This window comes from Serratia sp. BIGb0163, assembly GCF_024809935.1.
Lineage (GTDB): Bacteria > Pseudomonadota > Gammaproteobacteria > Enterobacterales > Enterobacteriaceae > Serratia > Serratia quinivorans.
Window position 1 is genome coordinate 1,584,791 of the sequence record NZ_JANUDZ010000001.1, and the last position, 25,312, is coordinate 1,610,102.

Below are 25,312 nucleotides of genomic sequence, written 5' to 3' on the forward strand. Positions count from 1 at the left end.
GCCTGATTATCAATTTTTGATGATTGTAGAATAGCGGCTTTAACGATAAATGACGTCGTTTCAGCCACTTTTCAGAAAATGAGCAAAAATTCCGGCAATAACTTAGCGGAAAGGCGCTGGGTCGCCCGCGCCCTCGCGCACCACTTCCGGCGCGGATTCGGTCAGATCGATAACTGTGGTTGGCTGCTGGCCCAGGAAACCGCCGTGGATCACCAGATCCACCTGCTTACCCAGATGATCACTGATCTCTTCCGGATCGGATTCGGCAAAATCATTGCCCGGCAGCATCAACGTGGTCGACATCATCGGCTCGTTTAAGACTTCCAGCAACGCCAACGCAATCGGGTTCGACGGCACGCGCAAACCTATGGTTTTACGTTTGTCATTCATCAAACGACGCGGCACTTCCTTGGTCGCTTTCAGAATGAAAGTGTAGTTGCCGGGTGTGTTGTTCTTGATCAGTCGGAACGCGGTATTGTCGACATAAGCGTAAGTCGACAGCTCGGACAGGTCGCGACACATCAGCGTGAAGTTATGATTGCCGTCCAATTGACGGATGCGGCAGATACGTTCCATTGCCGACTTCTCTTCCAGCTTGCAACCCAGCGCGTAACCGGAATCGGTGGGATAGACGATCACCCCGCCCTTACGCAGCACATCCACCGCCTGGTTGATCAGTCGCGGTTGCGGATTGTCTGGATGAATATAAAAAAGCTGACTCATGACTTGCTCCTAAAAATGATGCACGCGGGCGGCGTCGCCCACGTTAAATCAATCGACCTTGGCCAGTTGTGGCTGCGGCCAGTCACGCCACACGGGTTCAACACCGCCGGGTAACCACAGTTTGCGACCCAGTTCGATCCACGAACAGGGTTGATGGAAATCAGAACCCTGCGACGCCAGTAATTGATATTCCTGCGCATACTTTGCCAGTTGCGAACGCTCATGCGGCGCCTGCTGACACTGCGCAACCTCCATGGCATCACCGCCATGTTCCGCAAAGTGCGCCAACAACCGCTTCAGCCATTTGGCCGTCAGGTCATAACGACCTGGGTGAGCTATCACCGCCTGGCCACCAGATTGATGAATCACATCAATGGCTTGTTCTATTGTACACCACTGGGGCGGAACGTAACCGGTTTTGCCTTTGGCCAGGTATTTCTTGAACACCTGAGCCATATTATCGGCCATGCCGATCTGCACCAGATAACGGGCAAAGTGGCCACGGGTCACCGCACCACCGTCCGCCAGCTTTTGCGCACCTTCAAAAGCACCGTCGATACGCGCTTTAGCCAGCCGAACGCCTATTTCCTGCGCGCGCAGGTTACGGCGTTCGGTCTGTTCGGCCAACAGTTGCACCATCGCCGGGTGCTCGGTCTCTATCCCGAGACCCACGATATGAATCTCGTGATTTTCCCACAGCGTGGAGATCTCTACGCCATTAACCAATTGCAACGGCAGCGACAATTCAGCAATGCTGGCGGCCGCTGCGGCCAGGCCGGAGGTGGTGTCATGATCGGTAATCGCCAAAACGCCTACCCGCATTTCAACCGCTCGCTGCACCAACTGCGCCGGCGTCAAATAACCGTCAGAGGCGGTGGTGTGGCTGTGTAAGTCGTAGAGAGTAAAGGCGGAGGGCTGGGGGTTGCTGTCTGTCAAAAGGAATATCCGGCAATGGCTTGGGTTTCTATCATACCCGCGATCGCCCGCCGGACGGAAATCTATTCTGGGTCACGTCCCCTTCCCCTTGATGAAAATAATTCACGCCTGGCGCTAAAACATTGTGCGAAAAGAGGGTTGACTTTATTCCTGCGAACCAGTTAACTAGTACACAAGTTCAGGGCAGTTCCCTGGTTGGATGATAAACAAGAGAGCATAGAAATGAATAAGCAAACTTCTCTTCTTCGTTGGTGGCGTCACTCCCTTTTTCGGGCGGAGTAATCACGCATACCTGTCATCTGACACTGCAGATTCCCTAAGCCCGCTGGTAACGCGGGCTTTTTTATGGACAAATTTTAACTGGAACCACCAATGATGAACATCAAACCACAACTTAAATTACTGAAGGCGGAGGCCAGTTACCGGGGCGATCCGACCACCATTTTCCACCAGCTGTGCGGCGCTCGTCCGGCCACCCTGCTGTTGGAATCAGCTGAAATCAACAGCAAGCAAAACCTGCAGAGCCTGTTGGTCATTGACAGCGCTCTGCGCATCACCGCACTGGGCCGCACCGTGACGCTGCATGCGCTGACCGCCAACGGCGCGGCGATGCTGCCGCTACTGGATGAGGCCCTGCCGGCAGAAGTCCAGAACCAGGTGCGTCCTAATGGACGTGAACTGACCTTTCCGGTGATTGATGCGATTCAGGATGAAGATGCCCGCCTGCGTTCGCTGTCGGTGTTTGATGCACTGCGCACCCTGCTGACACTGGTTGACTCCCCGGCTGACGAACGTGAAGCGGTGATGCTCGGCGGACTGTTTGCCTACGATCTGGTCGCCGGGTTCGAAGACCTGCCGCCGCTGCGTCAGGAAAACCGCTGCCCGGACTTCTGCTTCTATCTGGCGGAAACTTTGTTGGTGCTGGATCATCAACGCGGCGTTGCCCGTCTGCAGGCCAGCGTTTTCACGGCCGATACGGCGGAAGAACAGCGCTTGCAACAGCGCCTGGAGCAGTTGCAGCTGCAATTGAAACAGACCCCACAGCCGATTCCGCACCAGAAGCTGGAAAACATGCAACTGAACTGTAACCAGACCGATGAAGAATACGGTGCGGTTGTCAGCGAATTGCAACAGGCCATCCGTCAGGGCGAAATCTTCCAGGTGGTACCGTCGCGCCGTTTCTCACTGCCGTGCCCGGCCCCGTTGGCCGCTTACCAGACGCTGAAGGACAACAACCCAAGCCCATACATGTTCTATATGCAGGATGACGAGTTCACTCTGTTCGGTGCTTCGCCGGAAAGCGCGCTGAAATACGACGCCGGCAACCGCCAGATAGAGATCTACCCGATTGCCGGTACCCGTCCTCGCGGCCGTCGCGCCGACGGTTCGCTGGATCTGGATCTCGACAGCCGTATCGAGCTGGAAATGCGGACCGATCATAAAGAACTGGCCGAGCATCTGATGCTGGTCGATCTGGCACGTAACGATCTGGCGCGCATCTGTCAGGCCGGTAGCCGCTATGTGGCCGACCTGACCAAAGTGGACCGCTACTCGTTCGTGATGCACCTGGTTTCCCGGGTGATCGGCACCCTGCGCGCCGACCTCGACGTGCTGCACGCTTATCAGGCCTGTATGAACATGGGCACCCTGAGCGGCGCCCCCAAAGTGCGTGCCATGCAGTTAATCGCCGCCTCTGAAGGCACCCGCCGCGGCAGCTACGGCGGTGCAGTCGGTTATTTCACCGCCACCGGCGATTTGGATACCTGTATTGTCATCCGCTCCGCGTATGTTGAAGACGGCATTGCTACCGTGCAAGCCGGTGCCGGTGTGGTGCTGGATTCTGTTCCTCAGGCGGAAGCCGATGAGACCCGTAATAAGGCACGTGCCGTGCTGCGTGCCATTGCCAGCGCGCACCAGGCCAAGGAGGTGTTCTGATGGCCGATATCTTACTGCTCGATAACGTCGATTCCTTTACCTACAACCTGGTCGATCAGCTGCGCGCCAGCGGCCATCAGGTAGTGATTTACCGTAACCAGATTTCTGCCGACGTGATTATCGAACGCCTGCAGCAGATGGAACAACCGGTGCTGATGCTGTCACCGGGTCCGGGTACCCCGTCCGAAGCCGGCTGCATGCCGGAGCTGTTACAGCGCCTGCGCGGCCAGTTACCGATTATCGGCATCTGCCTGGGACATCAGGCGATTGTCGAAGCCTACGGTGGCCACGTCGGCCAGGCCGGTGAGATCTTGCACGGCAAGGCCTCGGCCATCAGTCATGACGGCGAAGGCATGTTTGCCGGTATGGCGAACCCGCTGCCGGTAGCACGCTACCACTCACTGGTTGGCAGCAATATCCCGACCGAACTCACCGTTAACGCCCATTTTAACGAGATGGTGATGGCAGTGCGTAATGACCAGCATCGCGTATGCGGTTTCCAGTTCCATCCGGAATCGATCCTGACCACCCATGGCGCGCGTTTGCTTGAGCAGACTCTGGCCTGGGCGCTGGCGAAATAACGAGGGGAAACGACGATGCAAACTATTCTTGAAAAACTGTACCGTTCAGAGTCGATGAACCAGCAGGAAAGCCAGCAGTTATTCAGCGCCATCGTGCGCGGTGAACTGGAGCCAAGCCAACTGGCCGCCGCACTGATCAGCATGAAGATCCGCGGCGAACACCCGGAAGAGATCGCCGGTGCAGCCAAAGCGCTGCTGGCCGATGCCCTGCCGTTCCCGCGCCCGGATTACCCTTTTGCCGATATCGTCGGCACCGGGGGTGACGGCACCAACAGTATTAATATCTCCACCGCCAGCGCCTTTGTGGCGGCGGCGTGTGGCGCCAAAGTGGCCAAACACGGCAACCGTAGCGTTTCCAGCCGGTCGGGTTCATCGGATCTGCTGGCAGCATTTGGCATTCGCCTGGATTTGCCGGCAGAAGAAGCACGTAAGGCACTGGACGAACTGGGCGTATGCTTCCTGTTTGCCCCGCAGTACCACACCGGTTTCCGCCATGCGATGCCGGTACGCCAGCAGTTGAAAACTCGCACGGTGTTCAACGTGCTCGGCCCGTTGATCAACCCGGCACGTCCACCGCTGGCGCTGATTGGCGTTTACAGCCCGGAACTGGTGTTGCCGATTGCCGAAACCCTGCGCGTACTGGGTTATCAACGGGCGGCCGTGGTGCACGGCGGCGGTATGGACGAAGTGGCGATCCATGCAACGACCCACGTGGCCGAGCTGAACAACGGTGAAATTGAAAGCTATCAGTTGACGCCGCAGTCCTTCGGATTGCAAAGCTATCCGCTGGAAGCCCTGCTGGGCGGCTCGCCGGAAGAAAATCGTGACATTCTGGCAAGGTTGTTACAAGGTAAAGGTGACCCGGCGCACGCCGCTGCGGTAGCCGCTAATGTGGCGCTGCTGCTGAAGTTATTCGGGCATGAAGACCTGCGCCAAAATGCGCAGCAGGCACTGGACATGATTCACAGCGGGCAGGCTTACGAGCGTGTCACCGCACTGGCAGCAAGAGGATAAATGATGCAGGAAACCGTGCTCAACAAGATTGTTCGTGACAAAGCGCAATGGGTCGCGGCACGACAGCAACAACAGCCACTGGCCAGTTTTCAAAATGAAATCGTCCCAAGCGAACGCGGTTTTTACCACGCGTTAGAGGGAGCCAGAACGGCGTTTATTCTTGAATGTAAAAAGGCATCCCCTTCCAAAGGGTTGATCCGCGAAAACTTCGATCCGGTAGAAATAGCTTCGGTCTACAAAGATTTTGCCTCGGCAATTTCGGTGCTGACAGACGAAAAATACTTCCAGGGCAGCTTCGATTTTCTGCCGCTGGTCAGCAAAACGGTGACACAGCCGGTGCTGTGCAAAGATTTCATTATCGACCCGTATCAGATCTATCTGGCGCGTTTCTATCAGGCCGATGCCATCCTGCTGATGCTGTCGGTGGTTGACGACGAGCAATACCGCAAGTTAGCCGCAGTGGCCCATAGCCTGAACATGGGTGTACTGACCGAAGTGATCAGCGAAGAAGAGCTGCAACGGGCCATTGCTCTGGAAGCGCGCGTGGTGGGCATCAATAACCGTGACCTGCGCGACCTGAGTATCGATCTGGATCGCACCCGTCAGTTGGCGCCACGCGTGCCACACGGCGTGACGGTGATCAGCGAGTCCGGCATCAACAATTACGGCCAGATCCGCGAATTGAGCCACTTTGCCAACGGTTTCCTGATTGGCAGCGCATTAATGTCGGAAACTGACCTGCGCGCAGCCGTTCGCCGGGTGATACTGGGCGACAATAAAGTCTGCGGGCTGACCCGTCCACAGGATGCTGCCGCGGCTTATCAGGCCGGTGCCGTCTACGGGGGTTTGATTTTTGTCGGGCGCTCGCCGCGCTATGTTGATATCAATCGTGCCCGCGAAGTGATTGCCGGTGCACCGCTAAAATACGTCGGCGTGTTCTGTGACGCGCAGGTAGAGACGGTAGTACAGACCGTCGAGCGCCTGGGCCTGAAAGCGGTGCAACTGCACGGCGCTGAAGATCAAGCCTATATCACCGCCTTGCGTGCCAAACTGCCGGCCGACTGCCAAATTTGGAAAGCGCTGAGCGTAAAAGACCATTTGCCAAAGCGCGATTTGCTGCACGTTGACCGTTATCTACTGGATAACGGCGCGGGTGGTACCGGGCAGCGTTTCGACTGGTCGGTACTGCACGGCGAAAACCTGGAGAACGTGATGCTGGCCGGTGGCCTGGGCGCGGATAACTGTGTTGACGCGGCCAAACTTGGCTGTGCCGGTCTGGACTTTAACTCCGGCGTTGAGAGCCAGCCCGGCATTAAGGATCCTGCCCGCCTCGCGGCGGTGTTCCAGACCCTGCGCGCTTACTGAAGATCATTAACGGATAATAACGGGAACTATAATGACGCTGCTTAACCCCTACTTCGGCGAATTTGGTGGCCAATATGTGCCGCAGATTCTGATGCCGGCCCTAAAACAACTGGAAGAAGCCTTTGTCAGCGCTCAGCGCGACCCAGAGTTTCAGGCTGAATTTATTGACCTGCTGAAAAACTACGCCGGTCGCCCAACGGCGCTGACGCTGTGCAGAAACCTCACGGCCGGTACCAAAACCAAGCTGTACCTGAAGCGTGAAGACTTGCTGCACGGCGGCGCGCATAAAACCAACCAGGTGTTGGGTCAGGCATTGTTGGCCAAACGCATGGGTAAAACCGAAATCATCGCCGAAACCGGTGCCGGTCAGCATGGCGTTGCCTCGGCCCTAGCCTGTGCCTTGCTCGGTCTGAAATGCCGCATCTATATGGGTGCCAAAGATATTGAACGCCAGTCGCCTAACGTATTCCGCATGCGCCTGATGGGTGCGGAAGTGATCCCGGTACATAGCGGTTCTTCTACGCTGAAAGACGCCTGTAACGAAGCGCTGCGTGACTGGTCCGGCAGCTACGAAACCGCCCACTATATGTTGGGTACCGCTGCCGGCCCACACCCGTACCCTACTATCGTGCGTGAATTCCAACGCATGATCGGTGAAGAAACCAAAGCGCAGATGCTGGAACGCGAAGGCCGCCTGCCGGATGCGGTACTGGCCTGTGTGGGTGGCGGCTCCAACGCCATCGGCATGTTTGCTGACTTTATCGATGATACCAGCGTAGGGCTGATCGGCGTTGAGCCTGCCGGTCTGGGTATCGAAACCGGCCAGCACGGCGCGCCGTTGAAACACGGTCACGTTGGCATCTATTTCGGCATGAAAGCGCCGATGATGCAGACTTCCGAAGGCCAGATTGAAGAGTCCTACTCTATTTCCGCCGGGCTGGACTTCCCTTCCGTCGGGCCGCAGCACGCCTATCTGAACAGCATCGGTCGCGCCGAATATGTGTCGATTACCGATGACGAAGCGCTGGACGCATTCAAAGCGCTGTCGCGTAGCGAAGGGATTATCCCGGCGCTAGAGTCTTCCCACGCCCTGGCGCATGCGCTGAAAATGATCCGTGAAACACCGCAAAAGGAACAGATCCTGGTGGTTAACCTGTCCGGCCGCGGCGACAAAGACATATTTACCGTTCACGACATTCTGAAAGCTCGGGGAGAAATCTGATGGAACGTTACCAGCAACTGTTCGACCGCCTGGCAAGCAACAAGGAAGGCGCCTTCGTCCCGTTCGTGACCCTCGGCGATCCTAACCCGGCATTGTCATTGCAAATCATCGATACCCTGGTTGAAGCCGGTGCTGACGCGCTGGAGTTGGGCATTCCGTTCTCCGATCCGCTGGCTGACGGCCCGACCATCCAAAGTGCGGCGCTGCGCGCTTTCGCCTCTGGCGTCACGCCGACTCAGTGCTTCGAAATGCTGGCCGCTATCCGCCAGAAACACCCCAGCATGCCGATCGGCCTGCTGATGTACGCTAACCTGGTGTTCCATAAAGGCATCGATGCGTTTTATCAACGCTGCGCCGAAGTGGGCGTAGACTCGGTGCTGATCGCCGACGTGCCGTATGAAGAGTCCGCGCCTTTCCGTGCCGCCGCTATCCGCCATGGTATCGCGCCGATCTTTATCTGCCCGCCCAATGCAGACGACGATTTGCTGCGTGAAATCTCCTCACATGGCCGGGGCTACACCTACCTGCTGTCACGTGCAGGCGTAACCGGAACCGAAAGCCGCGCCCAGTTGCCACTGCATCATCTGGTGAACAAACTGCGTGAATACCATGCTGCGCCACCGCTGCAAGGCTTTGGTATCTCTGAGCCGGCCCAGGTGCGTGATGCGCTGCAGGCCGGGGCTGCCGGGGCGATATCCGGCTCGGCGATCGTCAAGATTATCGAGCAAAACCATACGCAACCGGCCGAAATGCTGGCGCGACTGGCGACCTTCGTTAGTGAAATGAAAGCCGCAACCCGGGCATAATTGGCCAGCAACGGGCGCAGAGGATCTGTGCCCGTTGTTAACATATTGTTTCTCTTCAAAGTTGTGCTATTTTTTTTACAGCCTGGATTTGAACAAACCCAATTCTTGTCTCACAATTAACCTTGCGCGTTGGGCATTTCTTTATTTGGGGGAATGCGCTATGTTTTCAGGTGAATACCCAAATGTAGTTTCAACAATAACATTGCATGGAGAGTAATTTATGAAGCTATTTAAAACCCTTTCGGTCTTATGCATGGCAGCCGTTGTGGCATTCGCAGTGAGTGCCTGCGCGCCAACAGCGAAATCTGAAGGGACTGGCGGTTATATTGACGATACGGTAGTGACGACCAAGGTGAAGTCAGCGCTGTTGGCGGATAAAACCATCAAATCTACCGAAATCAGCGTCGAGACCTTTAAAGGTCGTGTGCAACTGAGCGGCTTTGTCAGCTCAAGCGCCGATGCCAACCGTGCGGTACAGGTGACTCGTGGCGTAGCGGGTGTGAAATCCGTTGAGAACGTCATGAACATCAAGTAGTAAAAGTAAAACGGAGGCGCTGCATGCGCCTCCCTGTTTCACCCCTGTCAGAAGCGATACCCTGCCCCGAACATAAACACCCACGGATCCAAACGCGTATCAATGCTGTGATGGTTACCGTCCGCATCGTCAAAGCGAGCTTTGGTTTCGATGTTCATCCACCACACTGACATGTTCAGCATCCAGTGTTCATCCAGGTTGTAATCCAGACCCGCCTGCGCGGCTACGCCCCAGGAGTCTTTCAAACTCAGGTTGCTCAGCCCGGCACTTTTACCGTTGTCGTTGAATTTCTCATCGAAGAAGGTGGTGTAGTTAACGCCCAGCCCCAGGTACGGACGCAGTTTGTCCTGTTTGTCGCCAAAATAGTATTGCGCCATCAGGGTCGGGGGCAAATCGTGTACCGTCGCGATGTTGCCGTTCACTGCGCCACCATTCAGCCCTACCTTGTGGCGAAACGGCGTTGCGGCCAGCAGTTCGACGCCAATATTGTCCGTTACCATATAGCCAAAGGTCAGACCAAGCTGGGTATTATTGTCGGCACTGAATGAGCCTTGCCCCAGCACGTCGTCCGATCCGGCATTTGGCCGCACAGTAGCAGCGCCTGCGCGGAACAGAAAATCGCCTGCCTGATGCGCACTTGCCAACATAGGGGCCATCATCGCCGCCAATACCACCAGAGTTGTCTTTTTCATTATCCATTCCATTTGTGTGGTTATCATCCAGGGGGAATATACCTACTTACGGGTATTTATGATCCCATCGAGATCACATCTTATGTGTAAAAGTTTTAATTCCTACTAAAAACAAGGTTACCTAAGAGGCTAATAAATCAAGGATTGATCTGAATCAAAAAACGCCTTTTGTTGCAAATTATCTACATGTTCAGTTGCCCGGGCGCGGCTTGAAAGACGACGGGGAATGTCGATGAGGCTGATTGCAGAAGAAATCGTCACAGTGCACTTCGCGGGGTGCCACAGCGGCCTGGAACAGGGTACAATCGCCCACTGATTTTGATTTATCTCTGTTTCTCGATGCCAAGGAGTCTGCATGCCTATCACGGCCAACACGTTGTACCGTGACAGTTTTAATTTTTTCCGTAACCAACTGACCAGTATTCTGATGCTGGCGCTGTTGACCGCGTTCATTTCTGTGCTGCTCAATCAGGCTTTCAGCCCTGACGTCGAGCAGTTGAAGATCCTGAGCGCAACGGAAGGTGACTTTGCTGCATCCGCCGGTATGGGGATCCAGGAAATCATTCAACAAATGACGCCTGAGCAACAGATGGTGTTATTGAAGGTTTCAGCCGCCGCCACTTTTTCCGCCTTAGTGGGCAACGTGTTGCTGGTTGGCGGGATGCTGACATTGATTCGTCTGGTTTCTCAGGGGCAGCGTATCAGCGCACTGCGCGCTATCGGTGCTTCCGCGCCGGAACTGCCGCGTTTGCTGCTGCTGCTGTTTATCTGCACGCTGTTGATCCAGCTGGGCCTGACGCTGTTTGTGGTGCCGGGCGTGATCATGGCGATCGCCTTCTCGCTGGCGCCGGTGATTACGGCTACCGACAAGAAAGGCGTTTTCGCCTCGATTAAGCTGAGCTGCAAGTTGGCGTTCGCCAATGCGCGGGTGATTGTTCCGGCGATGATGTTGTGGCTGGCAGCCAAGCTGCTGGTGCTGTTTATGGTGAGCCACCTTTCGGTGTTGACCCCGAACGTCGCCAGCGTGGTGCTGACCGCCCTGAGCAACCTGGTTTCGGCCCTGTTGCTGATTTACCTGTTCCGTCTGTATATGCTGCTGCGCAGCTAATCTTGCGGTAGAAATCCAAAAGGCACGCTTCGGCGTGCCTTTTTGTTTATTGAGCCACCGTCGGTTCCGCCTGTTCCTTACTTTGGATCAACTTTAGCGCCAGGTACAAATCCGGTACCAGGATCAATTCCCGGTCGCGCCCCATCCGATTAATACGGAACCAGCGCGTCAGCTCGGTTCGGCGCCCTGCCAGCACCAGCTTCACGTTACGCTGTAACAAATCACGTTTCAATTCGTCGATGGCAGCCAGTACGCTGATATCGGCATGGGTAAAGCTGGCAACGGCGTCCACCACCACCCAACGCGGCTGGAACGGTGTGCTGTCCACCAGGTTCAGGATCCGACGTTTGAAATACGCCACGTTGAAATAGGTCAGCGGCGAGTTGAAGCGATACATCATCACACCGGGTACCGCTTTAATGCCGTTATTGTTGCCCATCGAGTGGATCATCCCTTCTTCGTTGACGCCCAACAGCTGCTCAGTCGGGCGGAACACCGTGCGCAGAAACTGCATCAGGCCCAGTAAAACCGCCAGGCCAATGCCGCTGATCACCCCGACCAGCAATACGCTAAGGAAGGTAAACATCGCCAGCCGGAAGGCCTGGGCATTGCGTCGCCGCATGATCCAGATGCCACGAATATCCAGCAGCGACCAGGCGGCGTACATCAACACCACGCCCAACCCCGCGACCGGAATAAACTGTAGCGGCGCCATCAGGAACAACAGCACGAAGGCAATCACCGCCGCCGCAATGATCGACACCAGTTGGCTCTTGCCGCCGTTGGCATCATTGACCGCGGTGCGTGAATCCGCCCCGCTGATGGCGAACCCCTGCGACAGCGCCGAGACGATATTCACCAGCCCGAGCGCACGGAATTCAGCGTCGGCGTTCACCTCGTAACCGTTTTTCGCCGCGAAGCTTCGGGCGGTCAGCATCATGCTGACAAAGCTCACGACGGCCAGGTTGAGCGCCGGGATCACCATGTCACGTAGCAAACCCGGTTGAAAATCCGGCCACTGCACTATCGGCAAGACATCACTAAAGCCGCCGACCGTTACCACGCCATGCTGCTGCAGCTTGCATGCCCAGGTAATAAACGTGACCAGAACAATGGCAAATAATGGTGCCGGCCAGTTGGGACGCCATTTTTTAAACCCGATCAGCGTAACCAAAGCCAGTAACGAGACCGCCATGGTCAGCCAATCACTGTGCATCAGGTTGCCTGGCAACGCGTAAATACGTTCGATCAGCTGCGCCGGGTGCACACCAAATCCGAACACCTTGCCAATCTGATCGACCATGATGGTAATCGCCACGCCGTTCAGCAACCCGCTGAGTATCGGCCGTGAGAGTAAATCGGCCAGTGCGCCCAGTTTGAAGCGGCTGGCCAACAGACACCAGGCACCCATCATCGCCGTCATCATAATGGTCAATTGCCAGTGGCGTTCCATATTACCCGCCGCCAACGGGGTCACAACGGCGGCAATCACTGCACAGGTCGCCGCATCCGGCCCCACAATCAGTTGGCGTGAGGAGCCGAAAAACGCGTAGGCCACCATGGGTAAAATACAGGAATATAACCCCACTATCGGGCTGACTCCGGCCAATTCGGCGTAGGCAATCGCTACCGGCAAGGCCACGGCGGCGACGGAAAGCCCGGCGCGGATGTCCGGTTTGAGCCAGCTGCGTTGATACCCTAATAAATGCGTCAAACCGGGCGTAAGCGCCTGGAGAGATTTCCACTGCATAAACTGTTTTCCGTTATAAATTATCCGGCTATTATTGCGCGTATCATGCGATGCCAATGCCGTGCTGGCAATCTGCCCGCCGCGAACTCGCGACCTCAATCGTAAGTTTATGCAAATTCCTGCTTTCATGGCGGAAATCCGGCGGCCAAACGCCGATAATCAGCAGTTGCCAGCGGTACACAGAGCCCGCCAAATCCGGTATAGTCGGCCGATAAACAGATGATGGATTGATTTATGAAGCAGTTTCTTGATTTCCTCCCGTTAATTGTCTTTTTCGCTTTTTATAAGCTCTACGATATCTATGTGGCCTCTGGCGCATTGATTGTTGCTACCGCCCTGGCGCTGGTGTTCACCTGGTTCAAATACCGCAAAATCGAGAAGATGACGCTGATCACCTTCCTGATGGTGCTGGTGTTCGGCACTTTGACGCTGGTGTTCCATAACGATTTGTTTATCAAGTGGAAAGTGACGATCATCTACACCCTGTTCGCGCTGGCGTTGCTGATCAGCCAACTGGTGCTCAAAAAACCGTTAGTGCAACGCATGCTGGGCAAAGAGCTGACGCTGCCGGATAAGGTCTGGAACAGCCTCAACCTGGCCTGGGCGGTGTTCTTCCTGGTCTGCGGCCTGGCAAACATCTACGTCGCCTTCTGGCTGCCTCAGAGCGTTTGGGTTAACTTTAAAGTGTTCGGCCTGACCGCGTTGACGCTGGTCTTTACTCTGCTCAGCGGCGTTTATATTTATCGGCACATGCCGGAAGAACAGAAAAAATAGTTACAAAATTGTTAATGCCCGTGGCCTTTGCTACGGGCAGTATAGTGAAATCCCTTCTTTGATAAGCAGACAGCTATGACTCAACAACGACCTTTACCCAGTGGCGAAATGGTGCTGCGAACGCTGGCGATGCCGGCAGATACCAACGCCAACGGCGATATTTTTGGCGGCTGGCTGATGTCGCAGATGGATATCGGCGGCGCTATTCAGGCCAAAGAAATTGCCGAAGGCCGCGTAGTCACCGTGCGTGTGGATGGCATGACCTTCCTGAAGCCGGTCGCGGTAGGTGACGTGGTATGTTGCTACGCGCACTGTATCCGTACCGGACGCAGCTCGATCACCATCAATATCGAAGTGTGGGTCAAGAAAGTGTCTTCCGCCCCTATCGGCCAGCGCTATCGCGCCACCGAAGCGGTGTTTACCTATGTTGCCGTAGACGATGAAGGCAATTCACGCGCCCTGCCCGATGGCAAGATGAACTTCCGCGTCGGATTCGAAGAATAAGCCTTAGCGCCAGGATTCTTTTTCAAAAAGCCCGATGTGACCCATCGGGTTTTTTTATTGATGCTGATTACCCGGTGTCGCAATACCCAGTTTCGATAACGCCTTTTGAACGTTAAAGGCCTGAATCTTGATTTTGCTTGTGTATAATCAACCGGGTACCCTCACGACCTGGGGCGCCTATGGGTATTCTGTTAAGGGATGCGCACTATCAATCCATCTTGTGACATAAAACTGAGGTTATAAGTAGAGAATGGCTACCCTTAAAGACGTTGCACTTCATGCCGGTGTCTCTGTAACGACAGTATCGAATTTTATTAATAATAAAAAAAAGCTCAAAGATGATACCCGGCATAACATTCTGGAGGCTATTCAAGCTACCGGCTACCGACACAATGCCCTGGCCGCCTCACTGAAGAAAAGCTCTGCGAGCCTGAGAAGCATTGGCATCATTTCCATCGTTGACCAAAATCCCTTTTTCTCCGAGTTATTCTTCAAGCTGGAAAATGAGTGCTTCAAGCAAGACTTTACCGTTATCTCCTGCTTCCGCCATAAAGATAAAGAGGATTTACACACCTACATTAATCTGATGTCGGGTCGCGTTGACGGAATCATCCTTATCTCGTTAAAGCGCGATAAAATCGATAACGTAATCAAACATATCCATGCGGTCCCCGTCGTTGCCATCGCTTTCGATATCGGTGATGTAATGAGCCTGTGCGGCGGTACGGAATTCAATTTACACAATGAGACCGGCGGCTACATAGCCGGCAGGTTTTTGCTGTCCAAAGGGCACAAAAAAATTGCCTGCGTTACCGGCCCAAAAGCGTTGAAAACCACGGTGAATCGCATAGCGGGTTTGAAAAAGGCACTTGCAGATTTTAATCTGCCGGAAGACTCAGTCGATTTTATCGAAGGGAATTACACCTATCAGAGTGGCGTTGATGCCATGTATCAACTATTTTCCTCCGTGGCGTTGCCAACGGCCATTATCTGTCATAACGATTTAATGGCCATTGGCGTACAAAATGCAGCGAATGAGTTAGGTTTGAAAATACCCAGAGAACTCTCGGTCATTGGCTATGATGATATAGAAATGTCCAAATTGTCTTTCCCGTCACTCACCACGGTCAGAATTCCTTTGGACGACATTGCTTACCAGGCGCTGGAAGGGTTGAGCATGAAAATGTCCACCCCAGGCAGTAAAGCAATAATATCCGCCACGCCCAGCCTGGTTGTCAGGTGCTCAGTCAGTGAACCCACCGATTTTGGCAAATGACCATCAAAAACGCGTAGTCTAAGCGGTAACCCTCTCCGCCATGGTCGCCATATAGAGATCAAGCACGCCCCGATGGTCAACCTGAACACAGACCCGTTGCTGAGGTTTGCCACTCCACTCATCGATAGGGTAAGGTTTCGCCCCTTCCTTAAGCAGGGTATGCCCGATGGCCGGCCCCACGGTAATCACCCGTACAGCACCGACTTTTACCTCAAACAACTCGGGCGCAATGGCATAGGCAATGGCCGAGGAGTCATGTACATAGAATCCATCCATGCCGATCTCCCTCTTATGAAAATCAGCGTAAAAACGCGTGATCTGGTAAATGAACTCACCGTAGCGGGCTGAATTGATGCGCAACCGCTCAATATATTCGCTGCTCATCACCGTTTGCTGAGTGACATCCAGCCCGACGACGGTAACCGGCCAGTCGGTGGTCATCACCCTATCGGCTGCATGCGGATCACCGATGATATTGGCCTCGGCAAAAGGGGTAACATTGCCCGTATGACCGTTATGGCCAAATGCCCCGCCCATAATAATCACCTCTTTAACCAGGCTGGCGATACCGGGATCCTTTTCAACCGCCAGGGCAAGATTGGTCAACCTGCCGACGGCAATCAGCGTGATTTCACCGGGATGCGCTTTTACGCTATCGATGATGTAGTCATGTGCCGCTCGCTTATCAATACCCTGGTAATCCCCCGCGGGGATATCTATATCCCCCAAACCATTTTCGCCGTGAACGAAAGTGGTCGCCTCACCCGCCGCTACCACCAAAGGCGTATCCGCGCCCACGGCGACATCAGCAGTCAGGCCAAACCGCTGCTTTATATACAGGGCGTTTCTTGTGGCATTCTCAATGGTCGCATTGCCAAAAACCGTGGTAATGCCCACCAGCTCGATCTGGTCACTGGCATGCGCCAATAGCATCGCCATAGTGTCATCAATACCGGGATCCGTATCAAAAATGACTTTTCTCTTCATAAGTATATTTCCTTTGTGGATTTGGAATTTTCAACCTTCTCAAGGATCAGGCAGGCGACAACGCAAACGCATACGGCAGTAAAACCCAGGGCGGTCATGACCATCGCACTGGCAACCCCGAACCGCGCAACCATGGCGGCAGACAAGGCCGGCGAAATGGTGCTGCCAAGGGTTCCGCACGTCAGCAAGAAGGTGACGAGCACCGCGGGTGAGTTTTTAACCTGCTGAGAGCCAACAGAAATCCCTAATTTATAGACACACGAGGTCAGGAAACCGAACCCCAGGGTGGCGGTCAAAAAGACTTTCGGGCTATGGGTCATGCTTAAGTAGAAGGTTACGACAATGGCGATGACAGAGACCGTCACCAACATGACCCTCGCGGGGATCTTATTCACTAATATGGCGGCGGCGATTAAGCCAAACACGGATGGCCCCCAATAATTTCGCACTGCCGCACCGGAATCCGTCGAAGATAAACCAAACGCCTGCTGCAGGTAGCTGGGCGACCAGGTCAGGAAAGTGCTTTGGGCGAACAGATAGATACCCAGCGCTAGCCCCATCAGAATCACTCTGGGGGTCATAATCTGTTTGAAGTTAAATCCGGAAGCGCTGGCGTTGGCTTCACCTCTCGTGTTTTCCGCCAAATCCCCTTTCGGGTATTGCAAAACAAAGGTGCTGATAAACACCAGTGCGGCAATAATGCCGACCAATCCGTAAGCATTGGTCCATTGCATGTTTGCAGCGATGATCATTGTCGCCACCGATGGAAAAATAAAACCTGAGGCGCTAAATGCACAGTCGGTGGCGATAAAAGCGGAAGCGCGTTTGTTTTCATCAAAAACTTTGGAGATCAGTACAGCGCCGCCTGACAAACCGGTACCGCAGCAGGCTCCCAAAACAAACAGATAAAACGAGACGACGAACGGATTTTTGACCTCAAGAAAGACCAATGCGGCCATAACAATCAGAAAAATTGCATAGGTGGCTCGCAAAATGTGACGGATCTCAAATCGGGAATACACCACCATCGAGATGAATGTCCCCAGGAGAGTACCGCCGGTCAGGTACGAGAACATGGCCGCGGCGTCCGTAATACTGATATCCAGGTATTGAGACATCGGACTAATGACAATGCCTATTTGAGTGAGGAGTCCGGCCATCACCATGTAGGTCATAAATGAGACTGACAGTAAACTTGCTTTGTAAGAACTCATAGCTTTCCCCGAAAAGGTTTAACGTTACACCAATTTATTTTGTTTTATGCACCTTTTTATTGAAGTGATCGGGTTCACAATTCGTTCAGAAGGCTGTTATTAATACAACAAGTGGGATGGGGATCGTATTTTTTTGAGGTAAATCCAGAGAATTAGCCCCAGGATAGGGTTTTTATTCATTAGGCCAGGGGCGAATCAACTAAAGGTTTATCGTTACACTCTTTTATTTCCAACAAAATTTCAAAGCGAAGACGATGTTTTACCGGGTCGCAGACAGCAAAAAGGGTCGCATGGCGACCCTCTTCGTTATAAAAAAACCATCTCAGTGTCAGTTCATTTCCGTGGTGCCATTAATTTTAAAGCGAATGTTTACGGTACGATCTTTCGCTTCTTTGGCTTCATAACGCCACTTGCGTAATGCCTGTTTCACCTCACGCTCAAACATATTGCGCGGCTCCGCAGACAGGATACGCACGTTACTCACACGACCATCACTGTCGATATCAAACTGCACCCGCACATTGCCTTCAATCTGCAACGCTCTGGCACGCGGTGGATAAATCGGATCGGCACGGCTGATCGGTTTCGGCCCCACATCTCGTGAATTGCCCTGAATCGGTGCTGCCGGCCCCTGCTTCACCGGGGCCTTATCGATAGGCTTGGCCGGTTGGTTATTTTCAAACGGCGACGGCTCACGCGGTTCGGCTTTCTGCGGTTCACGCTTAACCGTTTTTTCGACCTTCGGCTTCGGTTTTGGCTTCGGCTTGGGTTTTACCGACTCCGGCTTCAGTATCGCCTTCGGCGGTGGCTCTGGGAGCGGTTCCGGTTCCGGCTCGGGTTCCGGCTCTACCTGTGGCTCTGGCTCAGGTTCGGCCGGTGCAGGCGGAGGCGGCTCTGCCATCGCGGCGGTATTGATCATCATGACGCTGATCGGCGCATCTTCAGGTTTAGGCAACTCCATCACTTCCTTGACAGAAGCATAGAGCAGACCCGCCACCAGGGCGCTATGTAAGCCAACAGACAGGATAATTGGCACGGACAAACGACGATTAAGGAACATCTTTTTTAGCGGCATAATGATTCTGTTTCCTCTGGTTCGCCAAGTTTAAATGCAAATAGCAATCATATTCAATAACGAATGGCAAACTATCGCTCTAATCGTCATTATTCATCGCTAAAACCTGCAAACTCATGGGGATATTAACCTTTCATTTGCCTTTTAACTTAGGCTTTTACACGCTTCATTAACCTGATTTACCGCCGCCGAAAATAAAAAACCCGCCGTAGCGGGTCATTCGTCACCAATGCAGCGTTACTCTTCATCGCCGTAATACAGCACGCCCAGTTTGATCAGCGGCCGGCCCTGCGCCTTGCGATGCAGGTTGCTGTCACGCAGCGAATAGACGCAGCCACAGTATTCCTGCTGATAAAAGCGTTCGCGCTTGCTGATCTCAATCATCCGCGATGCACCGCCCTTTTTGCGCCAGTTGTAATCCCAATACTCCAGATCAGGGTATTTTTCCGCTGCGCGCACGCCGCAGTCGGTGATTTGCTGCATATTCTTCCAGCGTGAAATTCCCAGCGAACTGGATATGGTGTCGTAGCCATGCTCATGCGCGTACAGCGCAGTGCGTTCAAAACGCATGTCGAAACACATGGTGCAACGGATCCCGCGCTCAGGTTCGTGCTCCATTCCTTTGGCGCGAGCAAACCAATTATCGGTATCATAATCGGCGTCGATAATAGGCACGCCGTGCTGCTCGGCAAAGCGGATGTTCTCATCCTTGCGCAGCAGATATTCTTTTTGCGGATGAATGTTCGGGTTATAGAAGAAAATGGCGTATTCGATACCAGAAGCCTGAATAGCTTCCATCACCTCACCGGAACAAGGCGCACAGCAAGAGTGCAGCAGCAGTTTGCTTTTGCCTTCAGGCAAGTCGAGTTTATCTCTAACCAGTTCCGTCATTTCCTCACCTCTGAATCCTTGTCTCATTAAATCGCGCGGCCGCACTATACGAATAAAAGCTAGTCGCTTCAAGGCATAAGCGCCAGCCGCAGGCAAAATCCAACGGGCAGGCATTCCCATGTATCCCCTTTTGCGCTACTTTACATTTACCGTTCTATAGCAATGATTTTAAAGGTGAAACATGCTTTATCTGATCTACGCACAAGACGTACCCAATTCATTGGAAAATCGCCTGTCGGTACGCCCGGCCCACCTGGCACGCCTGCAGGCACTGCGTGATGAAGGCCGTCTGGTGGTGGCCGGTCCCAATCCTGCCATCGACAGCAACGACCCAGGCAGTGCCGGTTTTAGCGGTTCTACGGTGATTGCGGAATTCGCCTCACTGGCAGACGCCCAAGCCTGGGCCGAGCAGGATCCCTACGTTACCGCCGGCGTTTATGCTGACGTGACGGTAAAACCTTTTAAACAGGTGTTCTGATTTCAATTGCACCCCATTGGCCTCTGTCGCCGTGGGGTGTTTGCCGATATACGCCATGTTTAGCGTTCCATGGCACAACCGCATGCTATGGTGAATTAGCCGACGTACTCATAGACTAAAATGACTGTACACACATACAGTCATTGAAAACTATGAGGATCTAAATAATGAACACCTGCCCTAATATCGCAACATTAAGAACGACTATTCCTACCGCTGCCGGTGAGCTGATCACCGTAACCGCCTATAATGACGACTGGAGCACCAGTAATCTTCAACCTACTGGAGGCGGTGTTTTTGTCGCAAAAGCGCAATCGACACCAGCAGACGACGGTGGCATGTTTATTCGCCCTAATGCGTCGTGGGTGTGGCTGCGCGTATTAGAAGTAGCGGGCACCGTCTCGCCTTATATGTACGGCGCGAAAGGCGACGGTATTGCTGACGATACCGATGCGATCCAAAAAGCTCATGATTACGCCAGTTCGCGGGCAACCACCAGCGGTGCACGAGTGTTGAAAAACGGCAATCTTATTTTTGGAAATGGTCGTTTCAAATGTATGACAAAACTAACCTTTGATACCAAAACCGTCGATTTTGATTTTTCCGGTGCATTACTGGATTTCACAGCAATGACACCTGGCACTGCAGAACTTCACAAGGCTGCCATCGACTGGAAAAATAATGCCGGTTACGCCCAAGGTAATCTTAGTGCTAAAAATCTGCGAATGATCGGCCCTGGCGCTGACTCGTTTATTGATGGAATGGCATTCTCCACATCGCTTTCAGGCAGCTACCCACGTAACTCGCTGACGTTCACCGGCGGTGGCATCGAGGGGTTCTCCTGCGGCATAACAGGTACCACTAATTTCTATTTCCTGCGCATGTACGGTTTCACTTTCAACCATTGCGACACTTGCTATTTCTTCCCAAACAATACCTCAGACTCCGGTGAAGAGATGAACTTCCACAGCTGTGTCTTTGCGCAAAGTAACTGTGGCGTTAACTTGCAAGGGGGCTACAGCTACTTCTTCAATTGTTCCTTCGACTATATCTACGGGAAAAGTGGGCCTCAAACGTCGGCAGACAGACTGGGAAAATATATTCATATCGAAGGCGGTCAACACACTTTCCGCGATTGCCACTTTGAGGGTTACGGCCCCCAAAATTACATCGTCAACATCCCAGATGATAAAAGCTGTAAAGTTAACTTTATTGGCGGCATATTCACCTTTAAAGCTGGTGGCAGCCCATCGACCTATCCGACTACCTGTAACCCTTTCTACTTTGGCAACCTGGCACGAGTCGTGTTTGAAAAAGTCAATATTGGTCAGATGCAGCAAGGTGGCGATGCAAACGTTAGCGGCTGGATTGATGGTAACGGTTCAGTATCATTGCATGATACGCAACTGCCGATCGCCTGGCCTTATTTGTTGTCGCAAGTACGTACCGATGCAACGGTGCAGGACAACTGGCTCGATGGCTCAACCTATACCAGCGGTACCGGGAATGAGAAATGGACCGAGGAAGTTTGGATATTACCGCCAGGAGGCGTTAATACCGTACGCAAATCACGTTACGGCTGGGGAACCGCAGCCAGTACCAATTTCAGTATGATCCGACAGGCCAACTTTGTCTCCCTGGGGCGTAATGTAAGCGCCGGAGACGGTGTATTTCAGGCCGTGTTAGGAACCATAAAACTGAAAGGCTACGGCAGTGTCATTCATCACCTCCGAGCCAATACATTCGCAGGCGATGGTCAAAGCTGCCAGGTTAAAATTGTTTGGGCAAAACTGAGCGAGTTTGGTGCTCAGCAGGATGTTGAGCCAAAAATACTAATGCAACAAACCGGCCACTCATACACCTTTAATTTCAGCGGATTAGAATCCGAATTGAAAACCGTGGTCATTCCTGGACAAATGCAGGGCTATGTCACCCAGCCACCATCATTTGAACGGGCTCCAGATTGGGCGACTCATGCGTTCTTACTGGTTGATACCACAAAAATGAAAAGCAACTTCGACCTGCGCATTACGGATGTTTATATGCGTCAGGTCTAAAGAGTTCGACACTAACAACAGCCGCAGATCACTGCGGCTTTTTCATGCAAAAAAAAGCCAGCACGGAGTGGCTGGCTAAAGGGTTCTTCGAGGGAATATCTTGTCCGTTAAACTTACTCTCTTCGCTTGCCGGTCCGCCAGCTATCGCTGTGATAGGTGAACTATTTTTTCGCCAGAATCAGCGTCTGCATATCCGCGAACATGGCATCCCATTCCGGCTGGTTAATCTCCATCAGGCCAAAGAAACGCAACATAAATGCCCCTTCGGTAGCCAGAAAGGCCAACCGCGCCCGCTTGCCTTCCTCGGTGGTTAAATCCAGACCGGCGATCCGGCTGCGGTACCACTCGCGCGTACTTTCCAAATGCTCTGGCGTTTGGATCAGGGTCGCCATCAGCCCTGCGGCCTTGGCGCTGGATGCCTGATCGGAACTTTGGGTGGCCTGCATATGCGCCTGCACCGTTGTTGTGGCCGAGGGACTTTCCCCGGCAATGGCATCGAAAACCTGGTCATAGGCTTTACCCCAACGCTCGAACATCGCATCAATCAACGCGTCTTTAGTACCAAAGCAATACTGCACCCCGCCCTTGGAAATCCCCATCGCCTTGGCGACAGAATCAATGGTCAAACCGGCGGCACCCTGCCTGGCGACAATCTCCTCGGCCATATCCAGAACCTTGTCGCGATCGATGCTCCGTTGACGTCCCATTGAGAAACCCTCTTTTCAATACATACGTATGGATATATATTACGCCAGTATACCACCCGGCGCGTTCGGGTGGTGACCTTATGGCAACGCATCCGCGTCGCCTGCTTTTTTGGAATAATATTATGCACGCAAACAACCGCTGGTTGATCCTGGCAATGATCTCCAGCGCGCTATTTTTGATCATTATCGATATGACGGTGCTATACACCGCATTGCCACGGCTGACCCAGGCGCTGGATGCCAGCGCCTCACAAAAATTATGGATTGTGAATGCCTACCCGCTAGTGGTCGCCGGTTTACTGCCCGGTGCGGGCATGCTGAGCGATCGCATTGGTCATAAACGGCTGTTTATGGCCGGATTGCCGGTGTTTGCCGTCGCCTCCCTTTGTGCCGCCTTTTCTCCTTCAGCCCAATGGCTGATCGCCGCCCGCGTATTTCTTGCGGTAGGTGCGGCGATGATGATGCCGGCAACCCTGTCCATTGTCCGCCATGTGTTTACCGACGAACGTGAACGCGCCCTGGCGATTGGCATTTGGGCCGCAGTCGCGTCCGGTGGTGCCGCTATCGGCCCGGTGGTCGGTGGAGTGTTGCTGGAGTATTTCTGGTGGGGATCGGTATTTTTGATCAACGTCCCTGTCGTCATGGTGGTGCTGCCGCTGGCCTGGCGATTGATACCGCACTGCGGTGGGGAAAATAAACGCCCTTACGATATCATCGGGTCAGTGCAGATCATGGCCGGTCTGGTGGGTGGCATCTATGCCCTGAAGGAGCTGAGCAAAACAACGCCCTCCATTTCTGCGCTGGCAATCGCCGCCGCCATTGGCATTTTGTCGCTCTGGCTGTTTGTTCGTCGACAGCGTCAGGCCCGCTACCCGATGATCGACTTCTCACTATTTCAGAATCGGCTGTTTGCCGGCGGCGTCGGCGTGGCTCTGGTGTCGATGGTTGCGCTAGTCGGTGTTGAACTGGTACTGACTCAACGCCTGCAACTGGTGCTTGAGCTGAGTCCATTACAGGCCGCGCTGTTTATTCTGCCGATCCCGGTGGCCTCCGCACTGGCCGGTCCGCTGGCCGGTTTACTGTTGCCGCGTTACGGCGAGCGCAACATGATATTCGGTGGATTGTTCCTGACCGGCCTGGGCATTGCCGGGCTGGCTCTGCTTTACCAGAACAACCTGATGTCGCAGTTGGTTTGTCTGTTTATCGCCGGTTTTGGCATCGGTGGTGCCATTACCGCCGCGTCAACCGCCATCATGCTCAACGCTCCGGAAGAAAAATCCGGTATGGCTGCCTCGATCGAGGATGTGTCCTATGAGCTGGGTGGCGTGCTCGGTATTACCTTGCTGGGTGGATTGATGACCGCCATCTATAGCCACAGCCTGGTGTTACCCGACAATCTGCCGGTGGGCGATGTCGCTTACGACAGCATTGATGAAGCCCTGCGGCTGGCTGCCAATCTGGCTGTCGAACAGGCTGAACAACTGAGAAAACTGGCTCGGCTGGCTTTCGACCGAGCATTTATCGCGGTGTTGATTGCAGCAGCATTACTGATGGCGCTAAGCGCCGGCGTGGCAAAATTGGTCTTACGCAAGTAATGATACCAAGCCGCTGTTGTTGTTAACGCATTCTGCTTACACTGAATGGGCAATTTGCTTGTCGGATTTATCGTTATCGGTTTCAGCAATTGCATTGATGCTTTTGATCGTCTTTAACCCTGCGATAAATCCGGTTACTGTGTTTGTTATGGATATTGTGTAAATCATCGAATCAAATAATCAGGAGAAGATTATTATGGCAACGACGAAGAAAGCAGCGAAAAACCATATCGGCCTGGACAGTAAACAATCGGCAAAACTCTCGGAAGCGTTGAATGCGCTGTTGGCAAATTATCAGGTGCTGTATATGAACGTGCGCGGCTACCACTGGAATATTTCCGGCCCGCATTTCTTTGAACTGCACGTCAAATTTGAAGAAACCTATAACGATCTGCTGACCAAGGTTGATGAGCTGGCAGAGCGTATTCTGACTCTGGGCTCGCAGCCGCGCCATGCGTTCAGCGATTATCTGAAAACGTCTGATATCAAGGAAGACACTAATGTCACCGACGATAAAGGCACGTTGGGTGGTTTGCTGCACGGCTATTCGGTGCTGCTGCAACAGCAGCGCGAGTTGTTGACGCTGGCCGCCGATGCGGGGGATGAAGGTACGGCTTCACTGATGAGCGACTACATCAAAGAGCAGGAAAAACAGGTTTGGATGCTTAACGCCTATCTGGGGAAATAATCACAACCCAGCTAACAAAACAGTCCCCTTGGGGACTGTTTTTGTTTTACCACTCGTAGGCCACCACAAACAGCAATGAACGCCGGTGCTGGTCATCCAGGCGACGACGCACCCGAATAATATGCCGATTGCTGCAAGACTGGCGTTCCAACCAGCGATGCCTGCGGCGCTGACTCTGCCGCAGCATCCGCCAGCGGCCCACCTCATTTCTACTGCGTCTCATCGTTTTGTCACTCATTCGTCAAATGCCAACGGCGGGCATTATAGTCCTTTCATTACAGGATCCAAGCCACAGTTCAGCGTATTTTAATCCGGCTGGGCGACGCGCCTTCCGCGCCAAAATGTTTTTTTGTTTACAGCAAGTGCCTTAAGCCAATCATATTTTTGCAACATAAGCGC

At 53.5% G+C, this 25,312-nt stretch carries 23 protein-coding genes, 1 pseudogene and 1 other annotated feature; of the genes and pseudogenes, 14 read left to right on the forward strand and 10 right to left on the reverse strand.

The genetic code is table 11. The features are described 5' to 3' along the window. Positions 1 to 102: 102 nt before the first annotated feature. Entirely contained in the window at positions 103 to 723 is a 621-nt protein-coding gene (locus tag M2406_RS07545) for an L-threonylcarbamoyladenylate synthase (protein WP_012145392.1), read from the reverse strand. Positions 724 to 771: 48 nt separating this feature from the next. Continuing rightward, positions 772 to 1,659, reverse strand: coding sequence for an RNase RNM (locus M2406_RS07550; protein ID WP_112362446.1), 888 nt, complete (start codon positions 1,657 to 1,659; stop codon positions 772 to 774). A gap of 243 nt (positions 1,660 to 1,902) precedes the next feature. After that, positions 1,903 to 2,006: a sequence feature (Trp leader region), on the forward strand. A 25-nt stretch (positions 2,007 to 2,031) separates the two neighbouring features. On the opposite strand from M2406_RS07550, the gene M2406_RS07555 reads away from it, so the two are divergent. From M2406_RS07555 to M2406_RS07580, 6 genes and pseudogenes are all read left to right on the forward strand, one after another. Beyond that, a complete protein-coding gene (locus M2406_RS07555; protein WP_259189518.1) occupies positions 2,032 to 3,594 on the forward strand; it encodes an anthranilate synthase component 1 in 1,563 nt (520 codons plus the stop codon). Further along, positions 3,594 to 5,189, forward strand: a pseudogene (trpD, locus tag M2406_RS07560) (bifunctional anthranilate synthase glutamate amidotransferase component TrpG/anthranilate phosphoribosyltransferase TrpD). Before M2406_RS07555 ends, trpD begins: the two are co-directional and overlap by 1 nt. Before the next feature lie 3 nt (positions 5,190 to 5,192). Further along, entirely contained in the window at positions 5,193 to 6,554 is a 1,362-nt protein-coding gene (trpCF, locus tag M2406_RS07565; protein WP_012145397.1) for a bifunctional indole-3-glycerol-phosphate synthase TrpC/phosphoribosylanthranilate isomerase TrpF, read from the forward strand. A 28-nt stretch (positions 6,555 to 6,582) separates the two neighbouring features. Continuing rightward, positions 6,583 to 7,776, forward strand: a complete 1,194-nt coding sequence (gene trpB / locus M2406_RS07570; protein ID WP_172491194.1) for a tryptophan synthase subunit beta — start codon at positions 6,583 to 6,585, stop codon at positions 7,774 to 7,776. Further along, a complete protein-coding gene (gene trpA / locus M2406_RS07575; protein ID WP_112362448.1) occupies positions 7,776 to 8,582 on the forward strand; it encodes a tryptophan synthase subunit alpha in 807 nt (268 codons plus the stop codon). Before trpB ends, trpA begins: the two co-directional genes overlap by 1 nt. A gap of 220 nt (positions 8,583 to 8,802) precedes the next feature. Then, complete coding sequence (locus M2406_RS07580) at positions 8,803 to 9,117, forward strand: BON domain-containing protein (RefSeq protein ID WP_012145400.1); 315 nt, start codon at positions 8,803 to 8,805, stop codon at positions 9,115 to 9,117. Positions 9,118 to 9,164: 47 nt separating this feature from the next. On the opposite strand, the gene ompW is transcribed toward M2406_RS07580, so the two are convergent. Next, positions 9,165 to 9,809 carry an outer membrane protein OmpW gene (gene ompW / locus M2406_RS07585; RefSeq protein ID WP_017893033.1) on the reverse strand — a complete coding sequence of 215 codons (645 nt, stop codon included), beginning with the start codon at positions 9,807 to 9,809 and terminating at the stop codon, positions 9,165 to 9,167. Positions 9,810 to 10,164: 355 nt separating this feature from the next. Between ompW and M2406_RS07590 the strand changes: the two genes are divergently transcribed. Further along, entirely contained in the window at positions 10,165 to 10,917 is a 753-nt protein-coding gene (locus M2406_RS07590; protein ID WP_012145402.1) for a YciC family protein, read from the forward strand. A 46-nt stretch (positions 10,918 to 10,963) separates the two neighbouring features. Here M2406_RS07590 and M2406_RS07595 read toward each other — a convergent pair whose 3' ends face one another. Next, a complete protein-coding gene (locus M2406_RS07595; protein ID WP_017893034.1) occupies positions 10,964 to 12,667 on the reverse strand; it encodes a SulP family inorganic anion transporter in 1,704 nt (567 codons plus the stop codon). 234 nt (positions 12,668 to 12,901) lie between these two features. Between M2406_RS07595 and M2406_RS07600 the strand changes: the two genes are divergently transcribed. The 3 genes from M2406_RS07600 to M2406_RS07610 all read left to right on the forward strand — a co-directional run bounded on the left by M2406_RS07600 (position 12,902) and on the right by M2406_RS07610 (position 15,221). Beyond that, entirely contained in the window at positions 12,902 to 13,441 is a 540-nt protein-coding gene (locus M2406_RS07600; protein ID WP_012145404.1) for a septation protein A, read from the forward strand. Between the two features lie 75 nt (positions 13,442 to 13,516). Then, the gene (yciA, locus tag M2406_RS07605) at positions 13,517 to 13,945 is read left to right on the forward strand and encodes an acyl-CoA thioester hydrolase YciA (protein WP_012145405.1); all 429 of its coding nucleotides are present in this window, start codon (positions 13,517 to 13,519) and stop codon (positions 13,943 to 13,945) included. A gap of 250 nt (positions 13,946 to 14,195) precedes the next feature. After that, positions 14,196 to 15,221 carry a LacI family DNA-binding transcriptional regulator gene (locus M2406_RS07610; RefSeq protein WP_259189523.1) on the forward strand — a complete coding sequence of 342 codons (1,026 nt, stop codon included), beginning with the start codon at positions 14,196 to 14,198 and terminating at the stop codon, positions 15,219 to 15,221. A gap of 18 nt (positions 15,222 to 15,239) precedes the next feature. Here the strand turns inward: M2406_RS07610 and M2406_RS07615 are convergent, their stop codons facing one another. The 4 genes from M2406_RS07615 to M2406_RS07630 form a co-directional block, all read right to left on the reverse strand. Beyond that, positions 15,240 to 16,208, reverse strand: a complete 969-nt coding sequence (locus tag M2406_RS07615) for a nucleoside hydrolase (RefSeq protein ID WP_259189524.1) — start codon at positions 16,206 to 16,208, stop codon at positions 15,240 to 15,242. Then, entirely contained in the window at positions 16,205 to 17,422 is a 1,218-nt protein-coding gene (gene tsgA, locus M2406_RS07620; RefSeq protein WP_259189525.1) for an MFS transporter TsgA, read from the reverse strand. The genes M2406_RS07615 and tsgA overlap by 4 nt, the downstream gene beginning before the upstream one ends. A gap of 328 nt (positions 17,423 to 17,750) precedes the next feature. Further along, entirely contained in the window at positions 17,751 to 18,497 is a 747-nt protein-coding gene (tonB, locus tag M2406_RS07625; protein WP_259189526.1) for a TonB system transport protein TonB, read from the reverse strand. A gap of 237 nt (positions 18,498 to 18,734) precedes the next feature. Continuing rightward, positions 18,735 to 19,388, reverse strand: a complete 654-nt coding sequence (locus tag M2406_RS07630) for an epoxyqueuosine reductase QueH (RefSeq protein ID WP_017893038.1) — start codon at positions 19,386 to 19,388, stop codon at positions 18,735 to 18,737. Between the two features lie 181 nt (positions 19,389 to 19,569). Between M2406_RS07630 and M2406_RS07635 the strand changes: the two genes are divergently transcribed. After that, entirely contained in the window at positions 19,570 to 19,866 is a 297-nt protein-coding gene (locus M2406_RS07635) for a YciI family protein (protein ID WP_259189527.1), read from the forward strand. A gap of 167 nt (positions 19,867 to 20,033) precedes the next feature. After that, positions 20,034 to 21,923, forward strand: coding sequence for a glycoside hydrolase family 55 protein (locus M2406_RS07640; RefSeq protein ID WP_259189529.1), 1,890 nt, complete (start codon positions 20,034 to 20,036; stop codon positions 21,921 to 21,923). A 161-nt stretch (positions 21,924 to 22,084) separates the two neighbouring features. Here M2406_RS07640 and M2406_RS07645 read toward each other — a convergent pair whose 3' ends face one another. After that, positions 22,085 to 22,630 (reverse strand): TetR/AcrR family transcriptional regulator, encoded by a 546-nt coding sequence (locus tag M2406_RS07645; protein WP_259189530.1) that lies wholly within the window; start codon positions 22,628 to 22,630, stop codon positions 22,085 to 22,087. 122 nt (positions 22,631 to 22,752) lie between these two features. On the opposite strand from M2406_RS07645, the gene M2406_RS07650 reads away from it, so the two are divergent. Together M2406_RS07650 and M2406_RS07655 are read left to right on the forward strand one after the other, a co-directional pair. Then, a complete protein-coding gene (locus M2406_RS07650) occupies positions 22,753 to 24,225 on the forward strand; it encodes an MFS transporter (protein ID WP_259189531.1) in 1,473 nt (490 codons plus the stop codon). Positions 24,226 to 24,421: 196 nt separating this feature from the next. Then, the gene (locus M2406_RS07655) at positions 24,422 to 24,913 is read left to right on the forward strand and encodes a Dps family protein (protein WP_012145415.1); all 492 of its coding nucleotides are present in this window, start codon (positions 24,422 to 24,424) and stop codon (positions 24,911 to 24,913) included. A 46-nt stretch (positions 24,914 to 24,959) separates the two neighbouring features. On the opposite strand, the gene M2406_RS07660 is transcribed toward M2406_RS07655, so the two are convergent. Continuing rightward, positions 24,960 to 25,136, reverse strand: coding sequence for a YciY family protein (locus M2406_RS07660; RefSeq protein WP_071593055.1), 177 nt, complete (start codon positions 25,134 to 25,136; stop codon positions 24,960 to 24,962). Between the last annotated feature and the right edge of the window lie 176 nt (positions 25,137 to 25,312).